The organism is Rathayibacter sp. VKM Ac-2928 (assembly GCF_022815545.1).
In the GTDB taxonomy this organism is placed as follows: Bacteria; Actinomycetota; Actinomycetes; order Actinomycetales; family Microbacteriaceae; genus Rathayibacter; species Rathayibacter festucae.
Genome location: NZ_JALGRU010000002.1, coordinates 20,644 through 34,922 on the forward strand (window position 1 = coordinate 20,644; position 14,279 = coordinate 34,922).

A 14,279-nucleotide genomic window follows, 5' to 3' on the forward strand; every position below is an offset into this window, starting at 1 on the left:
GCACAAGTGGCATCTCGATGGCCGGAGAACGAAGTCGACCCCGGATGTTCATCCACCCCCTCTAGGGTGACGTCACTCAGGACCGGTCCGCCGGCGATGGACCGGATCCGGTTGCCGCGATCCCGCGAGGGGTGCCGGCCGGCAGTCGCCTCGCCCGTTCGCGGTCGCTCCCCCGAGGCCGCACGACCGCGGCTGGAGTCAGCATGGCGCACCCCCTCACCCCCACGCAGCACCTCCCCTTCGCGCACGGCGGCGGCGCCGTCGTCGGGATGCTCTCGACCTTCCCGCCGACCCGCTGCGGCCTCGCCACCTTCGCCCAGTCGCTCGGCGACGCGCTGGCCGCGGAGCACGGCGCGACGATCCGCACCGTCCGGGTGATGGACGAGCTCGCCGTGCCCGGCTCGGCCGTCGGCCGGAGTGTCGTCGCCGAGCTCGTCGCGGGCGACCCGGCGAGCATCGCGCACGCCGCGGCGGAGCTCAGCCGCAGCGACGTCGCCGTGATCCAGCACGAGTACGGCATCTACGGCGGCCCGGACGGCGACGAGGTCCTCGCGCTGATGGAGCAGCTCACGGTCCCGGCGATCGTCGTGCTGCACACCGTCCTCGAGACGCCCAGCGACTCGCAGCGCTCGGTGCTGGAGCGGGTCGCCGCCCTCGCCGACGCGGTCGTGGTGATGACGGCCGTCGCCGCCGAGATCCTCGAGCGCCGCTACTCCGTCGACACCCGCAAGGTCGGCGTCATCGCCCACGGCGTGCCGGTCTGGACGGGCGGCGCCGAGCGCAGCGCGCCGCGCGCCGACTCCGGCGCCCCGCAGATCATCACCTGGGGCCTGATCGGCCCCGGCAAGGGCATCGAGTGGGGGATCCGCGCCACGGCGCTCCTCCGCGACGCCGGCGTCGACGCCCGCTACACGGTGTTCGGGCAGACGCACCCGAAGGTCGTGGCCTCGCACGGGGAGGCGTACCGCGAGTCGCTCGCCGCGCTCGTCGCCGAGCTCGGTCTCGGCGACCGGGTCGTCCTCGACGGCCGCTACCTCGACCCGGCCCAGCTCGCCGCCGCGGTCGCGGAGGCCGACGCGGTGCTGCTCCCCTACGACTCCCGCAACCAGGTCACCTCCGGCGTGCTGGTGGAGGCGCTCGCCGCGGGGCGCCCCGTCGTCGCGACCGCGTTCCCGCACGCGCTCGAGCTGCTGACCGCGCCGCGCGGCCGCACCGTCGCGCACGAGGACCCGGCCGCGATGGCCGACGCGCTGCGGGAGGTGCTCGCCGGGGTCGCGGGGGCCGCGTCCGACGCCACGGGGCCGTCCGCCACGGAGCTGCCCGCCACTGGCCTGTCCTCGGAGGCGCTGTCCTGGCCCGCCGCGGCCGGCCGCTACCTGGACCTGGTCGAGCGCCTCCGGGTGGAGCGCGCGGCGTGACCTCCCGAGCGGACGGCACGGCGCCGGTCCTCTCGACCGCACTCCCCTACTCCCACCTCGACGCGCTCACCGACGCGGGCGGGCTCTTCGAGCACGCGCTGCTCGACGTGCCGCGGCGCGAGCACGGCTACTGCGTCGACGACGTGGCGCGCGCGCTGATCGTGGTGGCGCAGGAGCCGGAGCAGTCCGAGGTGACGCGGCGGCTGACCGAGCAGTACCTGCGCTTCCTCGAGCGCGCGACTGCCGCGGACGGCACGGTGCGCAACCGCGTCTCGGCCGAGGGCGACTCCCCGGAGGAGTCGTCGCTCGGCGACTGGTGGGGCCGCGCCGTCTGGGCCGCGGGCGTCGTCGCGGCGCGGGCGGAGCTGCCGCTCAGCCGGCACCGCGGGATGCGGCTGTTCCTGCGCCTCGCGGCACGGCGCTCGCCGCACCTGCGCGCGATGACCTCCGCCGTGCTCGGCGCCGTCGAGGTGCTCGAGGCGCATCCCGATAACGCGGCCGCCGCGCAGCTCGTCGCGGACGGCTCGGCGCTGCTGCACCACGCGGCCGAGGCCGACTGGCCCTGGCCCGAGCCGCGGCTGCGCTACGCGAACGGCTGCCTCCCGGAGGCGCTGCTCGCGGCCGGCGCGGCGCTCGGCGATCCCGTGCTGCTCACCCGCGGCTTCCACCAGCTGGCGTTCCTGCTCGCGCTCGAGTCCGGCGAGAACGGCCTCTCGGTCTGCGGAGTCGCCGGCCGCGGCCCCGGCGAGACCGGCGCGCTCTTCGACCAGCAGCCGATCGAGGTCGCGGCGCTCGCGGCCGCCTGCGCCCGCGCGCTGACGATCGAGGAGGACCCGCTCTGGCGCGACGGCCTGGCCGCGTGCTGGGCCTGGTTCCGCGGGGTCAACGACTCCGGGACCGTGATGATCGACCCGGTCACCGGCGCCGGCTACGACGGCCTGACGCCGACCGGCCGCAACGAGAACCGGGGCGCGGAGTCGACCATCGCCGCCCTGCACACCTCGCTCGTCGTCCGCCGCGCGGAGCCCGCGCAGGCGGCCGCGGCGTGACGCCCGTCCCGGGCACTCTGCGCGTCGGGATGCTCGCGCCCGTCGCCTGGCGCACGCCGCCGCGGCACTACGGGCCGTGGGAGCGGGTGGCGAGCCTGCTCACCGAGGGCCTGGTGCGCCGCGGGGTGGACGTGACGCTGTTCGCGACCGGCGACTCCGCCACCGCGGGCCGGCTCTCGAGCGTCGTGCCGGAGGGCTACGCCGAGTCCGGTGCCGACGGGCGGGTCCAGGAGTCGCTGCACATCGCGCACGCGCTCGCCCGCTCGCGGGAGTTCGACCTCGTGCACAACCACCTCGACTGGCTGCCGCTCGCGCTCGCCGCGCAGTGGCCGGTGCCGCTGGTGACGACGGTGCACGGCTTCTCCGGCCCGGGCATCCTGCCCGCGTACCGCGAGGCGCTGCGGCACCCGCTGACCGCGAACCTGGTCTCGATCTCGGAGAGCGACCGCTCGCCCGAGCTGGACTACGTCGCCACGGTGCACCACGGGATCGACCTGTCGGAGCTGCCGTACTCAGCGCAGCCCGGCTCCGACGACCTGGTGGTCCTCGGCCGCATCCACCCCGACAAGGGCACGGCAGAGGCGGTGCGCATCGCCGCCGGCGCGGGCCTGCGCCTCGTGATCGCGGGCATCGTGCAGGACGAGCGCTACTGGCGCGAGGAGGTCGAGCCGCACGTCGACGGCGACCGCGTGGTCTACGCCGGCTCGGTCGGGCCGGCCGAGCGCGCGGCGCTGCTCGGCTCGGCGGTCGCGCTGCTGCACTCGATCGGCTTCGACGAGCCGTTCGGCCTGTCGGTGGTCGAGGCGATGGCCTGCGGCACCCCCGTGATCGCGTACCGGCGCGGATCGATGCCCGAGATCGTCGACGAGGGCGTGAGCGGCTTCGTCGTCGACTCGGCGGCGGAGGCGGTCGCCGCGGTGCCGCGCGCCCGCCGGCTCGACCGCGCGCGGGTCCGCGAGACGGCCGTCCGCCGCTTCGCCGTCGAGCGGATGGTCGACGACTACCTCCGCGTGTACGCACGGGTGCTGGGACGCTGACCCCCGCGCCCCCCGCGAGATGCCACTTGTGACGCGATTCCTCGGCGTGTCGGGCTCACAAGTGGCATCTCGCGCGGAGGGTGTCGAGGTGCCTCCGATCGCGATCCGCCCCTACGCCGAGTCCGACGCCGCCGGTACCCTGGCCGTCTTCCTCGCCGCCGTCACCGAGACGGCCGCCGCCGACTACTCCCCCGAGCAGATCGGCGCCTGGGCCGGCGAGCGCGATGTCCCGACGTGGCACGCCGCGATGCTGGCGCGGAACGCCTTCGTCGCCACCGTCGACGGCGAGCTCGCCGGCTTCTCGGACGTCAGCGCCGACGGCTGGATCGACATGATGTTCGTCGCCCCGCGCTTCCTCCGCCGCGGCGTCGCGACCCGCCTGCTCGCCGAGGCGGAGTCGCAGGCACGGGACGCGCCGGAGCTGTCGGCGGACGTGAGCATCACCGCGCGCCCCTTCTTCGAGCACCACGGCTTCGTCGCGGTCACCGAGCAGCACCCGGTGCGCGCGGGCGTGGAGCTGGTGAACTGGCGGATGGTGAAGCGGCGCGGGTGAGGCGCGGCGCGGATCAGGCGCCACCGGCCTCCGGTCGGACATCGACGCGTCTATCGTCCGTCCATGCGAGTGGGCGTCTACATCGATGGGTTCAACCTCTACTACGGAGCGCGCCGGATCTGCGGCCGCGGCACACCGGGGTGGCGCTGGCTCGACCTGCGCGCACTCGCCGCGGGCCTCCTCACCGGTCCCGGCGCAGGATGGGGTGCGGTATCGAGCACGCGCATCGTCTTCTGCACCGCACGCGTCAGCGGGGCCTCTCATCCGCAGGGGCAACGCGATCAGGACACCTACCTCCGTGCACTGCAGCGGCATGGATCCATCGACGTCCTCGCTCTCGGGAGCTACGTCTCGCGGGTAGCGACCGCTCCACTCGCGACGCCGGACCGACGCGGGCGACCGGTCCTCAGCACCCCCTCCTGGCCGCTGATGATCAGGGACCGGGACGGAGCCGACGCCCCAGGAGCCACCTTCATGGCCTCGATCGCCCGACGGGAGGAGAAGGGATCCGACGTGAACGTCGCCTCGCACCTCCTGATCGATGTGCTGGAACGCTCGGTCGACGCCGCCGTCGTCATCAGCAACGACAGCGATCTCGAGTTCCCCATCCGCGAAGCGCGTCGTCGAGTGCCGGTCGGGGTGGTCAACCCCACTCCCGCCTACCGCGCCGGCGCGCTCGCGGGAGAACCCGGCGAGGGTGCGGGCGGTCACTGGTGGTACGAGCTGACCGACCACGACATTCGGAGTTCGCAGCTTCCCGAGCGGATCGACAGGCTCTCCCGACCAGACGGTTGGTGACAATCCGGCGCCACGTCGCCGCCCGCAGGCGGCGTTCGGCTATGCTTTTCGAATACCACCCGGCCCCTCTGGGGCCGGGTTTTCTCTTTGTCTCGAGCGGAGGACGCCGGGTCAGGCCGTCTCGGGCGCCCGCAGCGTCGGCGGCACCAGGCCCTCGGCCGCCAGCAGGCGGGCCGCGCCGAGGGTTGCGAGGTCGTCGCCGTGCGCGCCGATCAGCTGCGCGGCCAGCGGCAGGCCGGACGTCGCGCCGAGACCGATCGGGAGCACCGTCGACGGGCCCATGGCGAGGTTCGCCAGGCAGCTCCAGCGGCCGATCGCTCGGCGGTCGGCCTCGGCGACCGGGAACGCGGGCGCCGCGAACGGCACCACCGGCGCGAGCACGACGTCCGCCCCGGCGATGGCCCGCTCCCACTCCGCGCGCAGCCGCAGCTGCTCGTCCCAGTCGGCCCAGACCTGCGCCACCGGGGCGCCCGGGCCGCCGGGGTAGCTGATCTCGTGCAGGACCAGCCGGTCGAACAGCGCCTCGGCCTCCGCGGTGCCGAGCACGGACGGCCCGAGATCGACCACCGTCGCGCCGGCGGCGCGCAGTCGCTCGGCGAGACCGGCGAGCGCCGCCGTCGTCTCGTCGTCGACCGGTGCGCTCTCCTCCGCGAGCCACAGCCCCACGGTCAGCTCGCTCAGCCGGGAGAACCGCGGCTCGGGCAGCGCGAGCCGCCACGGTCCGGAAGAGACCGACCCGGCGAGCACCGCGAAGAGCGCCGCGGTGTCGTCGGCGCTCCGGGCGATCGGCCCGGCGGCGGACGCGGAGGGCTCGAGCCGGGTGCCGACCGGCCAGGGCAGGTGCCCGCGCTTGGAGATCACTCCGCTGCTCGGCCGGTGCCCGCAGACGCCGTTCCAGGCGGCCGGCACGCGGATCGACCCGGTCAGGTCGCTGCCGAGGTCGCCCCAGGACAGGCCGGACGCGACCGCGGCGGCGGACCCTCCGGAGGAGCCGCCCGCCGTCAGCTGCGCGCCCCACGGATTGACCGCCCGGCCGTGCAGCGCGCTCGCGGTGTCGAACGAGTCGAGGAACGGCGGCACCGCCGTCTTGCCGAGGATCACGGCGTCGGCGGCCCGCAGCGCGGCGACCGCCGGGGCGTCCGCGACGGAGCGGTGCACGCTCTCGGCGGTGCCGACGCTGCCGTCGAGCCCGGCGACGTCGAACGAGTCCTTCACCGTGAGCGGGACGCCCGCGAGCGGCCCGAGCGGCTCCCCCCGCCGGCGGCGCTCGTCGACCGCGGCGGCGGCGCGGAGGACCGCCTCCTCGTCCCACGCCACGACCGTGCCCGACTGCGCGGCGACCGCGGCGAGCCGATCGGCGGCGACCTCGACGGCCGACACGGCCCCGACGGCGAGCGCGGCGCGCAGCTCGGCGATGCTCCCGACGCTCACGCCCCGGTGCTCACGACCGCTGCCCGCTTCAGCAGGTGCCCCGCCGCCGCGTCCGCCGCGAGCCGCGCGACGCACGCCTCGAAGTCGCCGAGGACGACGGTGCTCGACGAGGACAGCATCAGGTTGAACGGCGCGCCGAAGTTCTCGACCGTGAAGCCGTCCGCGTCGGTGAAGCCGCCCGCGCCGTCGGGGGTGACCGGTCCGAAGAAGTCGCGGGTGCGCTCGACCGCGGTCGCCCCGTCGGAGGCGTAGACGTAGCTGGCCTTGCCGCGCGCGACCGCGTAGCCGACCTCGAAGCAGGTGCCCGCGTCGGGGTCCGGCCCGCGGAAGTGGTTGAGGTTGGCGAGGATCGCGTCGGCGCGCTCGATCATCGCGATGTTGTTCGCGTAGATCAGATCCGCGAGCGCCTCGCCCTCGAGCGCGGGCCCCTGGTCGGCGTCGGCCTGATCGGCGTCGGCGCCCTTGTCCAGCGGCGAGATCGGCTCGAGCCCGTAGCGGCGGCAGGTGGCGCGCATCCGCTCGGCGAGGGCCGGCCCGTCGGGTGCGAAGACCTCGAAGCCGGCGAGGTAGACGCCGACAGTGGGCGTGGCGGGGGTGGGCGTGGCGGGGGTGGGCGTGGCGGGGGTGGTCATGGCGGTGCCTCTTCCGTGATCGCGACAGCAGGATCGGGAATGTCGCGATGACGAGGAGCCCCGCCTGTCGTTTTTCCCGTGCCCGTCGACACTATGCGGCGGCGGATCACCGACTCGTTTCGCCAGGTTTCGGGCGCGTAAACCTTCCGTCGTCGGTTCGTCGGGGCGCGCAGGGGCCGCATAGGGTCCTTCGGAGACGGTCCCCCTGATCCGTCACCCGCGGCCGTCCCGCCGCCGTCCCGCCGCTGCCCCGCCCCGCCCGAGGAGTCCCGCCGTGCCCGAGTCCACGCCCCTGCACCGCCTCAGCGGTGCCTGGCGTCTGGGCACCTGGCGGCTCTCGAACTCGCGCGCGCCCGCCGCGGGCTGAGCCGGCACCACCCCTCCTCCGCGCACCGACGGCTCCGTCGGGCGCGCTCCCGACCGCGCCCTGCCGCGGTCCGTCGCGGACGCCTCCAGCGCGCCCGCACCTCCTCTCGAGCGCTCCGCGCTCCCCTCCCCGTGAAGGTCGTCATGCCCGCACCCCTGCTCCGCCGCGCTCCCCGCGCCGCCCTCGCCCTCCTCGCCGGCGCCTGCACCGTCGGCCTCCTCGCCGGCTGCGCCGGCTCCGACAGCTCCGCGTCCGAGGGCGGCGGCACTCAGGCCGCCACCCTCCAGCTGGGCTGGATCGCCAACGTCGAGAACATGGGCCCGTTCATCGGCGAGCGCGACGGCGACTACGCCGACGCCGGCGTCGACATCACGATCACGCCCGGCGGCCCGAGCACGACCGTCGAGCCGCTCGTCGCCAGCGGCAAGGCGCTCGTCGGCCTCTCCTCCGCCGACGTCGTCGCCCGCGCCCGCAACGAGGGCGCCCCGCTCGTGATCGTCGGCGCGACCCTCCAGGTCAACCCGATGAGCATCATGTCGCTCGCCTCGTCGCCGGTGAACACGCTCGACGACCTCGTCGGCTCGCGCCTGTGCATCCAGACCTCGGGCGTCTCGATCATGGACGGCATCCTCGCCGCCAACGACATCGAGCCGTCGGACGTCGAGTACGTGACGGCCGACTTCGACCCGTCGCCGCTCGTCGCGGGCGACTGCGACGCGTTCGTCTCCTTCCTCAACAACCAGCCGGTCACCCTCGAGCTGCAGGGCATCGACACCGTCGCCTTCCCGCTGAGCGACTACGGCTACGAGGCGTGGGGCAACGTGCTCTTCACCACGGAGGAGGCGCTCGCCGACGAGACGCAGCGCGCCGCCGTGAAGGCCGTCGTCGAGGGCACCATCGCCGGCTGGACCACCGCGCTCGCCGATCCCGACGACGCGGCCGCCTACGTCGTCGACGGACCCGGCAAGAGCCAGAACCTCGACCTCGAGCAGCAGAAGCTCGCTGCGGAGGCGTTCGTCCCGCTCGTGCAGACCGCCGAGACCGAGCAGAACGGCCTCCTCACGATGAGCCCCGAGGGCATCGCCGCGAACATCGCGACCCTCGAGGGCCAGGGCGTCGAGGGCGACCTCGACTCGCTCTTCGACACCTCGATCCTCGACGAGATCCACGCCGGCTGACGCCGCGCCCACCCTTCTCCACCGACACGCTCCTCCTGAAAGCGAGACCTTCCATGCCCGTGCACTTCTCCGAAGACCCCTGGACCCGCGTCACCTCCGTCCGCGGCTACCCCGCCGACGAGCTCATCTCGACCCTGCAGAAGTCGATCCGCCGCGGCGACACCCAGCTCGCGCTGCTCGTCGGCCGCGAGATGTTCGAGTCCAGCGCCGACCTCGAGGAGATGATGTGGGCCCGCCTCAACGTCGTCTCCTGCGAGGACGTCGGCGACGGCAGCTACTCCGAGCCCGTCGTCGTCAACAGCCTCTACCTGATGCACCAGCGCCTCGACCGCTCGTTCGGCGACCGCTGGCTGTTCGCGACCCACGCGATCCGCTTCCTCTCCGAGCGCACCAAGGACCGCACCTCGGACGAGCTCGCGAACCTGACCATGCACCTCATCAACGCGTCCGAGAAGCCGTTCGAGATCCCGGAGTACGCGCTCGACGTGCACACCCGGCGCGGCCAGCTCGCCGGCCGCTCGGTCGACGACTTCTGGGGCGACGGCGGCGGCTCGGAACTGGTCAACGAGGTCGCGGGCCGCGACAGCGCGCTGAAGGACGAGATCCTCCGCCTCCGCGCCGCCGGGGAGTGGAAGGCGTGACCCTCGGCCTCTCCGCCGCGGGCGTCGTCAAGGAGTTCGACGTCGGCCGCGGCACGGTGCGCGCGCTCGACGGCGTCGACCTGGAGACCCGGGAGGGCGAGTTCACCGCCCTCCTGGGGCCCTCGGGCTGCGGCAAGTCGACGCTCCTGCGGATCTTCGCCGGTCTCGAGGGCGTGAGCGGGGGCGTCGCGCAGCTGCACGGCGCCGACCCGGAGCGCGCCCGGATCGACCACCGCGTCGGAGTGGCGTTCCAGGACTCGGCGCTGCTGCCCTGGCGCAGCGCCGCGTCCAACATCGCGCTCGCCTACGAGGTGTCGGGGCGGCGCACCGACCGCGCCGCGATCGCCGCGCTGATCGAGCTGGTCGGCCTGACCGGCTTCGAGAAGGCCAAGCCCGCGCAGCTCTCGGGCGGCATGCGCCAGCGGGTGTCCCTCGCCCGCGCGCTGGCCATGGAGCCGGACGCGCTGCTGCTCGACGAGCCGTTCGGCGCCCTCGACGAGGTCACCCGGCACCGGCTGAACCTCGAGCTGCAGCGGATCTGGACCGAGCGCGCGACCACGACGCTGCTCGTCACCCACAGCATCAGCGAGGCCGTGTTCCTGGCCGACCGTGTCGTGCTGATGGCGGCGCGGCCGGGCCGGATCGTCGAGATCGTCGACATCGATCTGCCGCGCCCGCGCACCGCGGAGCTGCAGCAGACACCGGAGTTCCACGCCTACTGCGACCGGCTCTCCCGCGGCCTGTTCGGCGAGACGATCGCGGCGGGAGTGCCGCGGTGACGGCGCTCGCCCCGCCGGAGCAGCCGAGCACCCGCACCAGCGCCGTGCTGATCCGCCGTCGGCCGCGCGGCGCCGTCGGCCGCGTGGTCCCGATCCTCGGGCTGATCGCGCTGTGGTGGCTCGTCGCGCTCGTCGCCGCGCCCCTGCGCGTCGTCCCGACGCCGTGGGCCGTGGTGGGCGCGTTCGTCGACGACCTGTCGGTGCTGCCGATGAACGTCGGCGCGACCCTCGCGAACACGGGCATCGGCTACGTCGTCGGCAACGCGGTCGCCGTGCTCGCCGCGATCCTGTTCGTCCAGGTCCCCTGGACCGAGCGGGTGCTGCTCCGGATCGCCGTGATGAGCTTCTGCGTGCCGCTGGTGGCGATCACGCCGATCCTGGTCGTGGTCTTCCCGGGCGACATGCCCAAGCAGATCCTGGCCGGGCTGTCGGTGCTGTTCACCACGCTCGTGTCCTGCCTGCTGGGCCTGCGCTCGGTGAACGGCGCGACGGTCGACCTCGTCCGCTCGATGGGCGGCTCGGACCGCGTGGTGCTGCGGAAGGCGCGGCTGACGGCGATGCTCCCCGGCCTCTTCGCCGGCCTGCAGATCGCCGCGCCCGCCGCGATCCTCGGCACCATCCTCGGCGAGTACCTCGGCGCCTCCCGCGGCCTCGGCGTGATGCTGGTGCAGGCGCAGTCGTCGTTCCAGGTGCCGCGGACCTGGGCGGTCGCGCTGACGATGTCGGCGCTGGCCGGGCTCGTCTACTTCGCGGCGGGACTGATCGGCCGCGCCGCCACTCCGTGGGTCTCGCGCGACGTCTCGACCGCGGTCGGCCAGAGCATCGCGACCGCCTCGGGGCTGCGCGGCGGGCGGAGTGCCGTGACGGCGCTGCTCGGCCTGCTCGGCTCGATCGCGGTGGTCGTCGCGGTCTGGTGGGGCGCGATCCTGGCGTTCGGCCTGTCGCCGTACTTCGCGAAGACGCCGCTGGACGTGCTGACCCATCTCTTCGCGGATCCCGACGCCGCTGAGAATCGGGGGCTCATCCTCGACGGCCTGGCGATCACGCTCCGCGACGCCGGGGTCGGCTACGTCATCGGCACCGCCCTGGCCTGCCTCGTCGCGGTGGGGATCGTGCTGTCGCGCTGGGTCGAGCGCACGGTGCTGCCGGCCGCCGTGGTGATGCGGTCGATCCCGCTGGTCGCGATGACCCCGCTGCTCGCCCTCGTCTTCGGGCGCGGGCTGCTCGGCGTGACGGTGATCGTCTCGCTGGTGACCTTCTTCCCGACGCTGGTGAGCGTCGCGGCCGCCCTGCGCGCCGCGCCGGTCCTCGCCTGCGACCTCGTCGTCTCGATGGGCGGCTCGACCGCGATGGTGACCCGCAAGGTCCGCCTGCTCTACGCCCTGCCCGCGATCTTCGCCTCGGCCCGCATCGCCGTCCCGGGCGCCTTCGCCGGTGCGACGCTGGCGGAGTGGCTCGCGACCGGCGAGGGTCTCGGCAGCATGCTCGTCCGCGACTACGCGGCCTCGCGCTTCAGCGCGCTGTGGTCGGAGACGGTGGTCGTGGTCGCGGTGGCCGTCGCGCTGTACGCGCTGGTGAGCGTGGTGGAGCGGCCCGTGGTGCGGCGCTTCGCGGTCGGGCAGGGGTGACGGGCCGGGGGCGGATCGGGTGAGGGCCTGACGCCCCCCAACAGGGGGACCCTCTGCCGGTGCCCATTGCCGAGGCGGTGGCCGTCTCGCTAGCTTTCGAGCACCGATCCGTTCCCCTGTCGACCCCGACACCCCGCCCGCGACGCCGCGGCCGCGAGGGAGGAGGGATCGCGACGAGGGACCGGAGCGGCCCGATCCGCCCTCTCGAGAAAGGCGACACGATGTCGTCATCGCTCCACCTCTCCTGCACGCCGACCGCCGCGGTGGTGGCACTGTGAGGGCCCCGCGCCGCTCACGGGTCGCCCTGATCGCCGCCGCGGTGATCGCCGGCACCGTCGGCCTCACGCCCGCCCTCAGCGCCGCCGCCGCCCCGACCGCCTCGACGGACGTCACCTGCACCGACGGCGCTCCCGTCAGCGCCGTCGTCGCCGGCGACACCGGCGGCCCGGTCGCCGGCACGGGGGCCACGAACCTCGGACTGGCCGTCAACGGCACGACCGCCACCCAGACGACCGTCCCGGCCACCGGCGGACCCTTCGCCTTCGCCCCGGTGCCCGTCAAGACGGGCGACCGCCTCGTGGTCTGGGCCGGCAGCTCGGCCAACGTGCAGTACAGCTACGACGTCACCGCCGCGTCCTGCGACGACGGGTCGACGCCCACGCCGACCCCGACCGCCACCGGCACCCCGACGGCCACGCCGACCGCGACGCCCACGGCCACTCCGACGGCGACTCCGACCGCCACGCCGACCGCGACCCCCACCGCCACGCCCACGGCGACTCCGACCGCCACGCCGACCGCGACTCCCACGCCCGGTGGCCCCGTGGTCGTCACCCGCATCGCCGGCGTCGACCGTCAGGACACCGCCGCGAAGGTCTCGGCCGCGACGTTCAAGGCGAACGTGCCGGTCGTCTTCATCGCCACCGGCGGCAACTTCCCCGACGCCCTCGCCGCGGCACCCGCCGCCGCGAAGCAGAACGGCCCGCTGCTGCTGGTCGACCAGGACTCGATGTCGCAGCCGGTCCGCGACGAGCTGCGCCGCCTCAAGCCGAGCAAGATCGTCGTCGTCGGCTCGAACCTGAGCGTCAGCGACCGCCTCGTGACCGAGCTCGCCGCCTACGCGAAGACCGGCGAGGTCCAGCGCATCGGCGGCGTCGACCGCTACGACACCGCGGCGAAGCTCGTCGAAGCCGCGTTCCCGAAGGGCTCCTCGCAGGCGTGGCTCGCCACCGGTGAGAAGTTCCCCGACGCCCTCGCCGCGGCCGCCGCGGCCGGCTCGGTCCGGGCGCCCGTCCTCCTGGTGAACGGCGGACTCAGCGCCGTCGACGACACCACCCGCTCCCTGGTGCAGGGCCTCGGCGTCAAGAAGCTGACCATCGCGGGCGACCCGCTCTCGGTCAGCACCGGCATCGAGAACTCGTTCCGCATCACGCCGATCCGCATCGGCGGCGTCGACCGCTACGACACCTCGGTGCAGCTGAACCGCGCCGCCTTCACGGCCGCGTCGACGGTCTACCTCGCCACCGGCGAGAAGTTCCCCGACGCCCTCTCCGGAGCGGCCGCCGCCGGCTTCACCCGCAACCCGCTCTACACGGTGAAGCCCGACTGCGTCCCCCAGCCCGTCCTCGACGACATCAAGAGCCTCGGCGCCACCAGCGTCGTGCTGCTCGGCGGAACCGGCACCCTCTCGGACGGAGTGGCGAGCCTGACGGCCTGCCGCTAGCCGCCCACCCGGCCGCTCACTCGCCCGAGAAGGCTCGTTCCCCACCCGGAGAACGAGCCTTCTTGGGCGAGTCAGTCGCCTTTTGATGCTCGCGAGCCGTCGCCTCGGTGGAAGCGCAGGCGAGGTCGCAGGGCGGCTCCTAGCAACGAGGCAGCTCACTGCACCTCGCAAGACTCGATGCACCACAACCTGCTCTTTCAATCAGTTGCCCAACTGGTGAATGCGATGACGACCAGTGAACCAGAGGTCGGTCGATAACGATCTACGGAAGGTACCCAGATATCCGACCGGCTTGACGAAGACATCGACTTTCCATGAAGCGACACCCTTGACCGGGAGGCGATTACCCACGCGGATCAAATCGTGATACCAGGAGTCCATCGCTGACGAGACCAGAACCGCCCGTCGTTGAGAGGGGTCCGATTGCATGATGACTGCGCTCGGATCACCGTTTCCCCTTTCGACTAGCGAACGTGTCAGATGGAGTCCATCTCCGTCCGGGCCGAAGTTCTCGAAGTTGTCGCCCTCGCGTTTCCGTAGCGCAAGCCACTCCGACCATCTGGCCGAGAGGTTCTCGCCATTAGATGTCGCCGCGGATCCACTCTCAGCGTCCAAGAGCCCGAGAACAGGCTGGCGGTTTACGAGCCAAGCGACGTAGACATCCAAAGCCCCATCCTCGTCCCAAACATCCTTAATGAGGGCGAGCGTCGAATCTTCCGTCGGCTTCCCGTTGTCGTACCACCATTGAAATCCACGATGCGGGTGCGCCCAACCGAGGCGATACATCACGAGGTAATGTAGAGCTCCCCAATATCCGAGTGACTGGCTGTGCTCATCACCGAAGCACGGTAAGGCGGGGACGCGCAACACGCTTCCTGGCGCGGCGAGCGATCTGACCATGTCCGGCACGGCCCAATACCAGTCGATTTGTCCGCCGAATTCTCTCGCACTAGCTCGTCTGATCAGATTCGCATCGAAGTGAGTACGCTCGACGGCCCGACCTGCTTGCTTTTCCATGTGCCCAGCTCCCGAGTCGATCACCTTG

At 73.3% G+C, this 14,279-nt stretch carries 13 protein-coding genes; 10 read left to right on the forward strand and 3 right to left on the reverse strand.

Annotated elements, in window-relative coordinates; translation table 11 throughout:
* The first annotated feature begins 203 nt into the window (after positions 1-203).
* The 5 genes from MT350_RS07700 to MT350_RS07720 all read left to right on the forward strand — a co-directional run bounded on the left by MT350_RS07700 (position 204) and on the right by MT350_RS07720 (position 4,855).
* On the forward strand, positions 204-1,418 hold the full coding sequence (locus tag MT350_RS07700; RefSeq protein ID WP_243615654.1) for a glycosyltransferase: 1,215 nt from the start codon (positions 204-206) through the stop codon (positions 1,416-1,418).
* On the forward strand, positions 1,415-2,467 hold the full coding sequence (locus tag MT350_RS07705) for a glycosyltransferase (protein ID WP_243599691.1): 1,053 nt from the start codon (positions 1,415-1,417) through the stop codon (positions 2,465-2,467). Before MT350_RS07700 ends, MT350_RS07705 begins: the two co-directional genes overlap by 4 nt.
* Complete coding sequence (locus tag MT350_RS07710) at positions 2,464-3,504, forward strand: glycosyltransferase family 4 protein (protein WP_243599690.1); 1,041 nt, start codon at positions 2,464-2,466, stop codon at positions 3,502-3,504. Before MT350_RS07705 ends, MT350_RS07710 begins: the two co-directional genes overlap by 4 nt.
* Positions 3,505-3,592: 88 nt before the next feature.
* The gene (locus MT350_RS07715; protein ID WP_243615655.1) at positions 3,593-4,057 is read left to right on the forward strand and encodes a GNAT family N-acetyltransferase; all 465 of its coding nucleotides are present in this window, start codon (positions 3,593-3,595) and stop codon (positions 4,055-4,057) included.
* Positions 4,058-4,120: 63 nt separating this feature from the next.
* Entirely contained in the window at positions 4,121-4,855 is a 735-nt protein-coding gene (locus tag MT350_RS07720; RefSeq protein ID WP_243615656.1) for an NYN domain-containing protein, read from the forward strand.
* A gap of 111 nt (positions 4,856-4,966) precedes the next feature.
* On the opposite strand, the gene MT350_RS07725 is transcribed toward MT350_RS07720, so the two are convergent.
* Both MT350_RS07725 and MT350_RS07730 read right to left on the reverse strand, forming a co-directional pair.
* Positions 4,967-6,286 (reverse strand): amidase, encoded by a 1,320-nt coding sequence (locus tag MT350_RS07725; protein WP_243615657.1) that lies wholly within the window; start codon positions 6,284-6,286, stop codon positions 4,967-4,969.
* Entirely contained in the window at positions 6,283-6,918 is a 636-nt protein-coding gene (locus MT350_RS07730) for a nucleoside 2-deoxyribosyltransferase (RefSeq protein ID WP_243615658.1), read from the reverse strand. The genes MT350_RS07725 and MT350_RS07730 overlap by 4 nt, the downstream gene beginning before the upstream one ends.
* 510 nt (positions 6,919-7,428) lie before the next feature.
* Between MT350_RS07730 and MT350_RS07735 the strand changes: the two genes are divergently transcribed.
* From MT350_RS07735 to MT350_RS07755, 5 genes are all read left to right on the forward strand, one after another.
* Positions 7,429-8,463: an ABC transporter substrate-binding protein gene (locus MT350_RS07735; RefSeq protein ID WP_243615659.1), complete on the forward strand. Its 1,035-nt coding sequence runs from the start codon at positions 7,429-7,431 to the stop codon at positions 8,461-8,463.
* 53 nt (positions 8,464-8,516) lie between these two features.
* The gene (locus MT350_RS07740; RefSeq protein WP_123444462.1) at positions 8,517-9,104 is read left to right on the forward strand and encodes an AAA family ATPase; all 588 of its coding nucleotides are present in this window, start codon (positions 8,517-8,519) and stop codon (positions 9,102-9,104) included.
* Complete coding sequence (locus tag MT350_RS07745; RefSeq protein ID WP_243581452.1) at positions 9,101-9,883, forward strand: ABC transporter ATP-binding protein; 783 nt, start codon at positions 9,101-9,103, stop codon at positions 9,881-9,883. The genes MT350_RS07740 and MT350_RS07745 overlap by 4 nt, the downstream gene beginning before the upstream one ends.
* On the forward strand, positions 9,880-11,511 hold the full coding sequence (locus tag MT350_RS07750; RefSeq protein ID WP_243615660.1) for an ABC transporter permease: 1,632 nt from the start codon (positions 9,880-9,882) through the stop codon (positions 11,509-11,511). The genes MT350_RS07745 and MT350_RS07750 overlap by 4 nt, the downstream gene beginning before the upstream one ends.
* Positions 11,512-11,785: 274 nt before the next feature.
* Positions 11,786-13,234 (forward strand): cell wall-binding repeat-containing protein, encoded by a 1,449-nt coding sequence (locus tag MT350_RS07755; protein ID WP_243599683.1) that lies wholly within the window; start codon positions 11,786-11,788, stop codon positions 13,232-13,234.
* 201 nt (positions 13,235-13,435) lie between these two features.
* On the opposite strand, the gene MT350_RS07760 is transcribed toward MT350_RS07755, so the two are convergent.
* Entirely contained in the window at positions 13,436-14,251 is an 816-nt protein-coding gene (locus tag MT350_RS07760; protein WP_243615661.1) for a hypothetical protein, read from the reverse strand.
* Between the last annotated feature and the right edge of the window lie 28 nt (positions 14,252-14,279).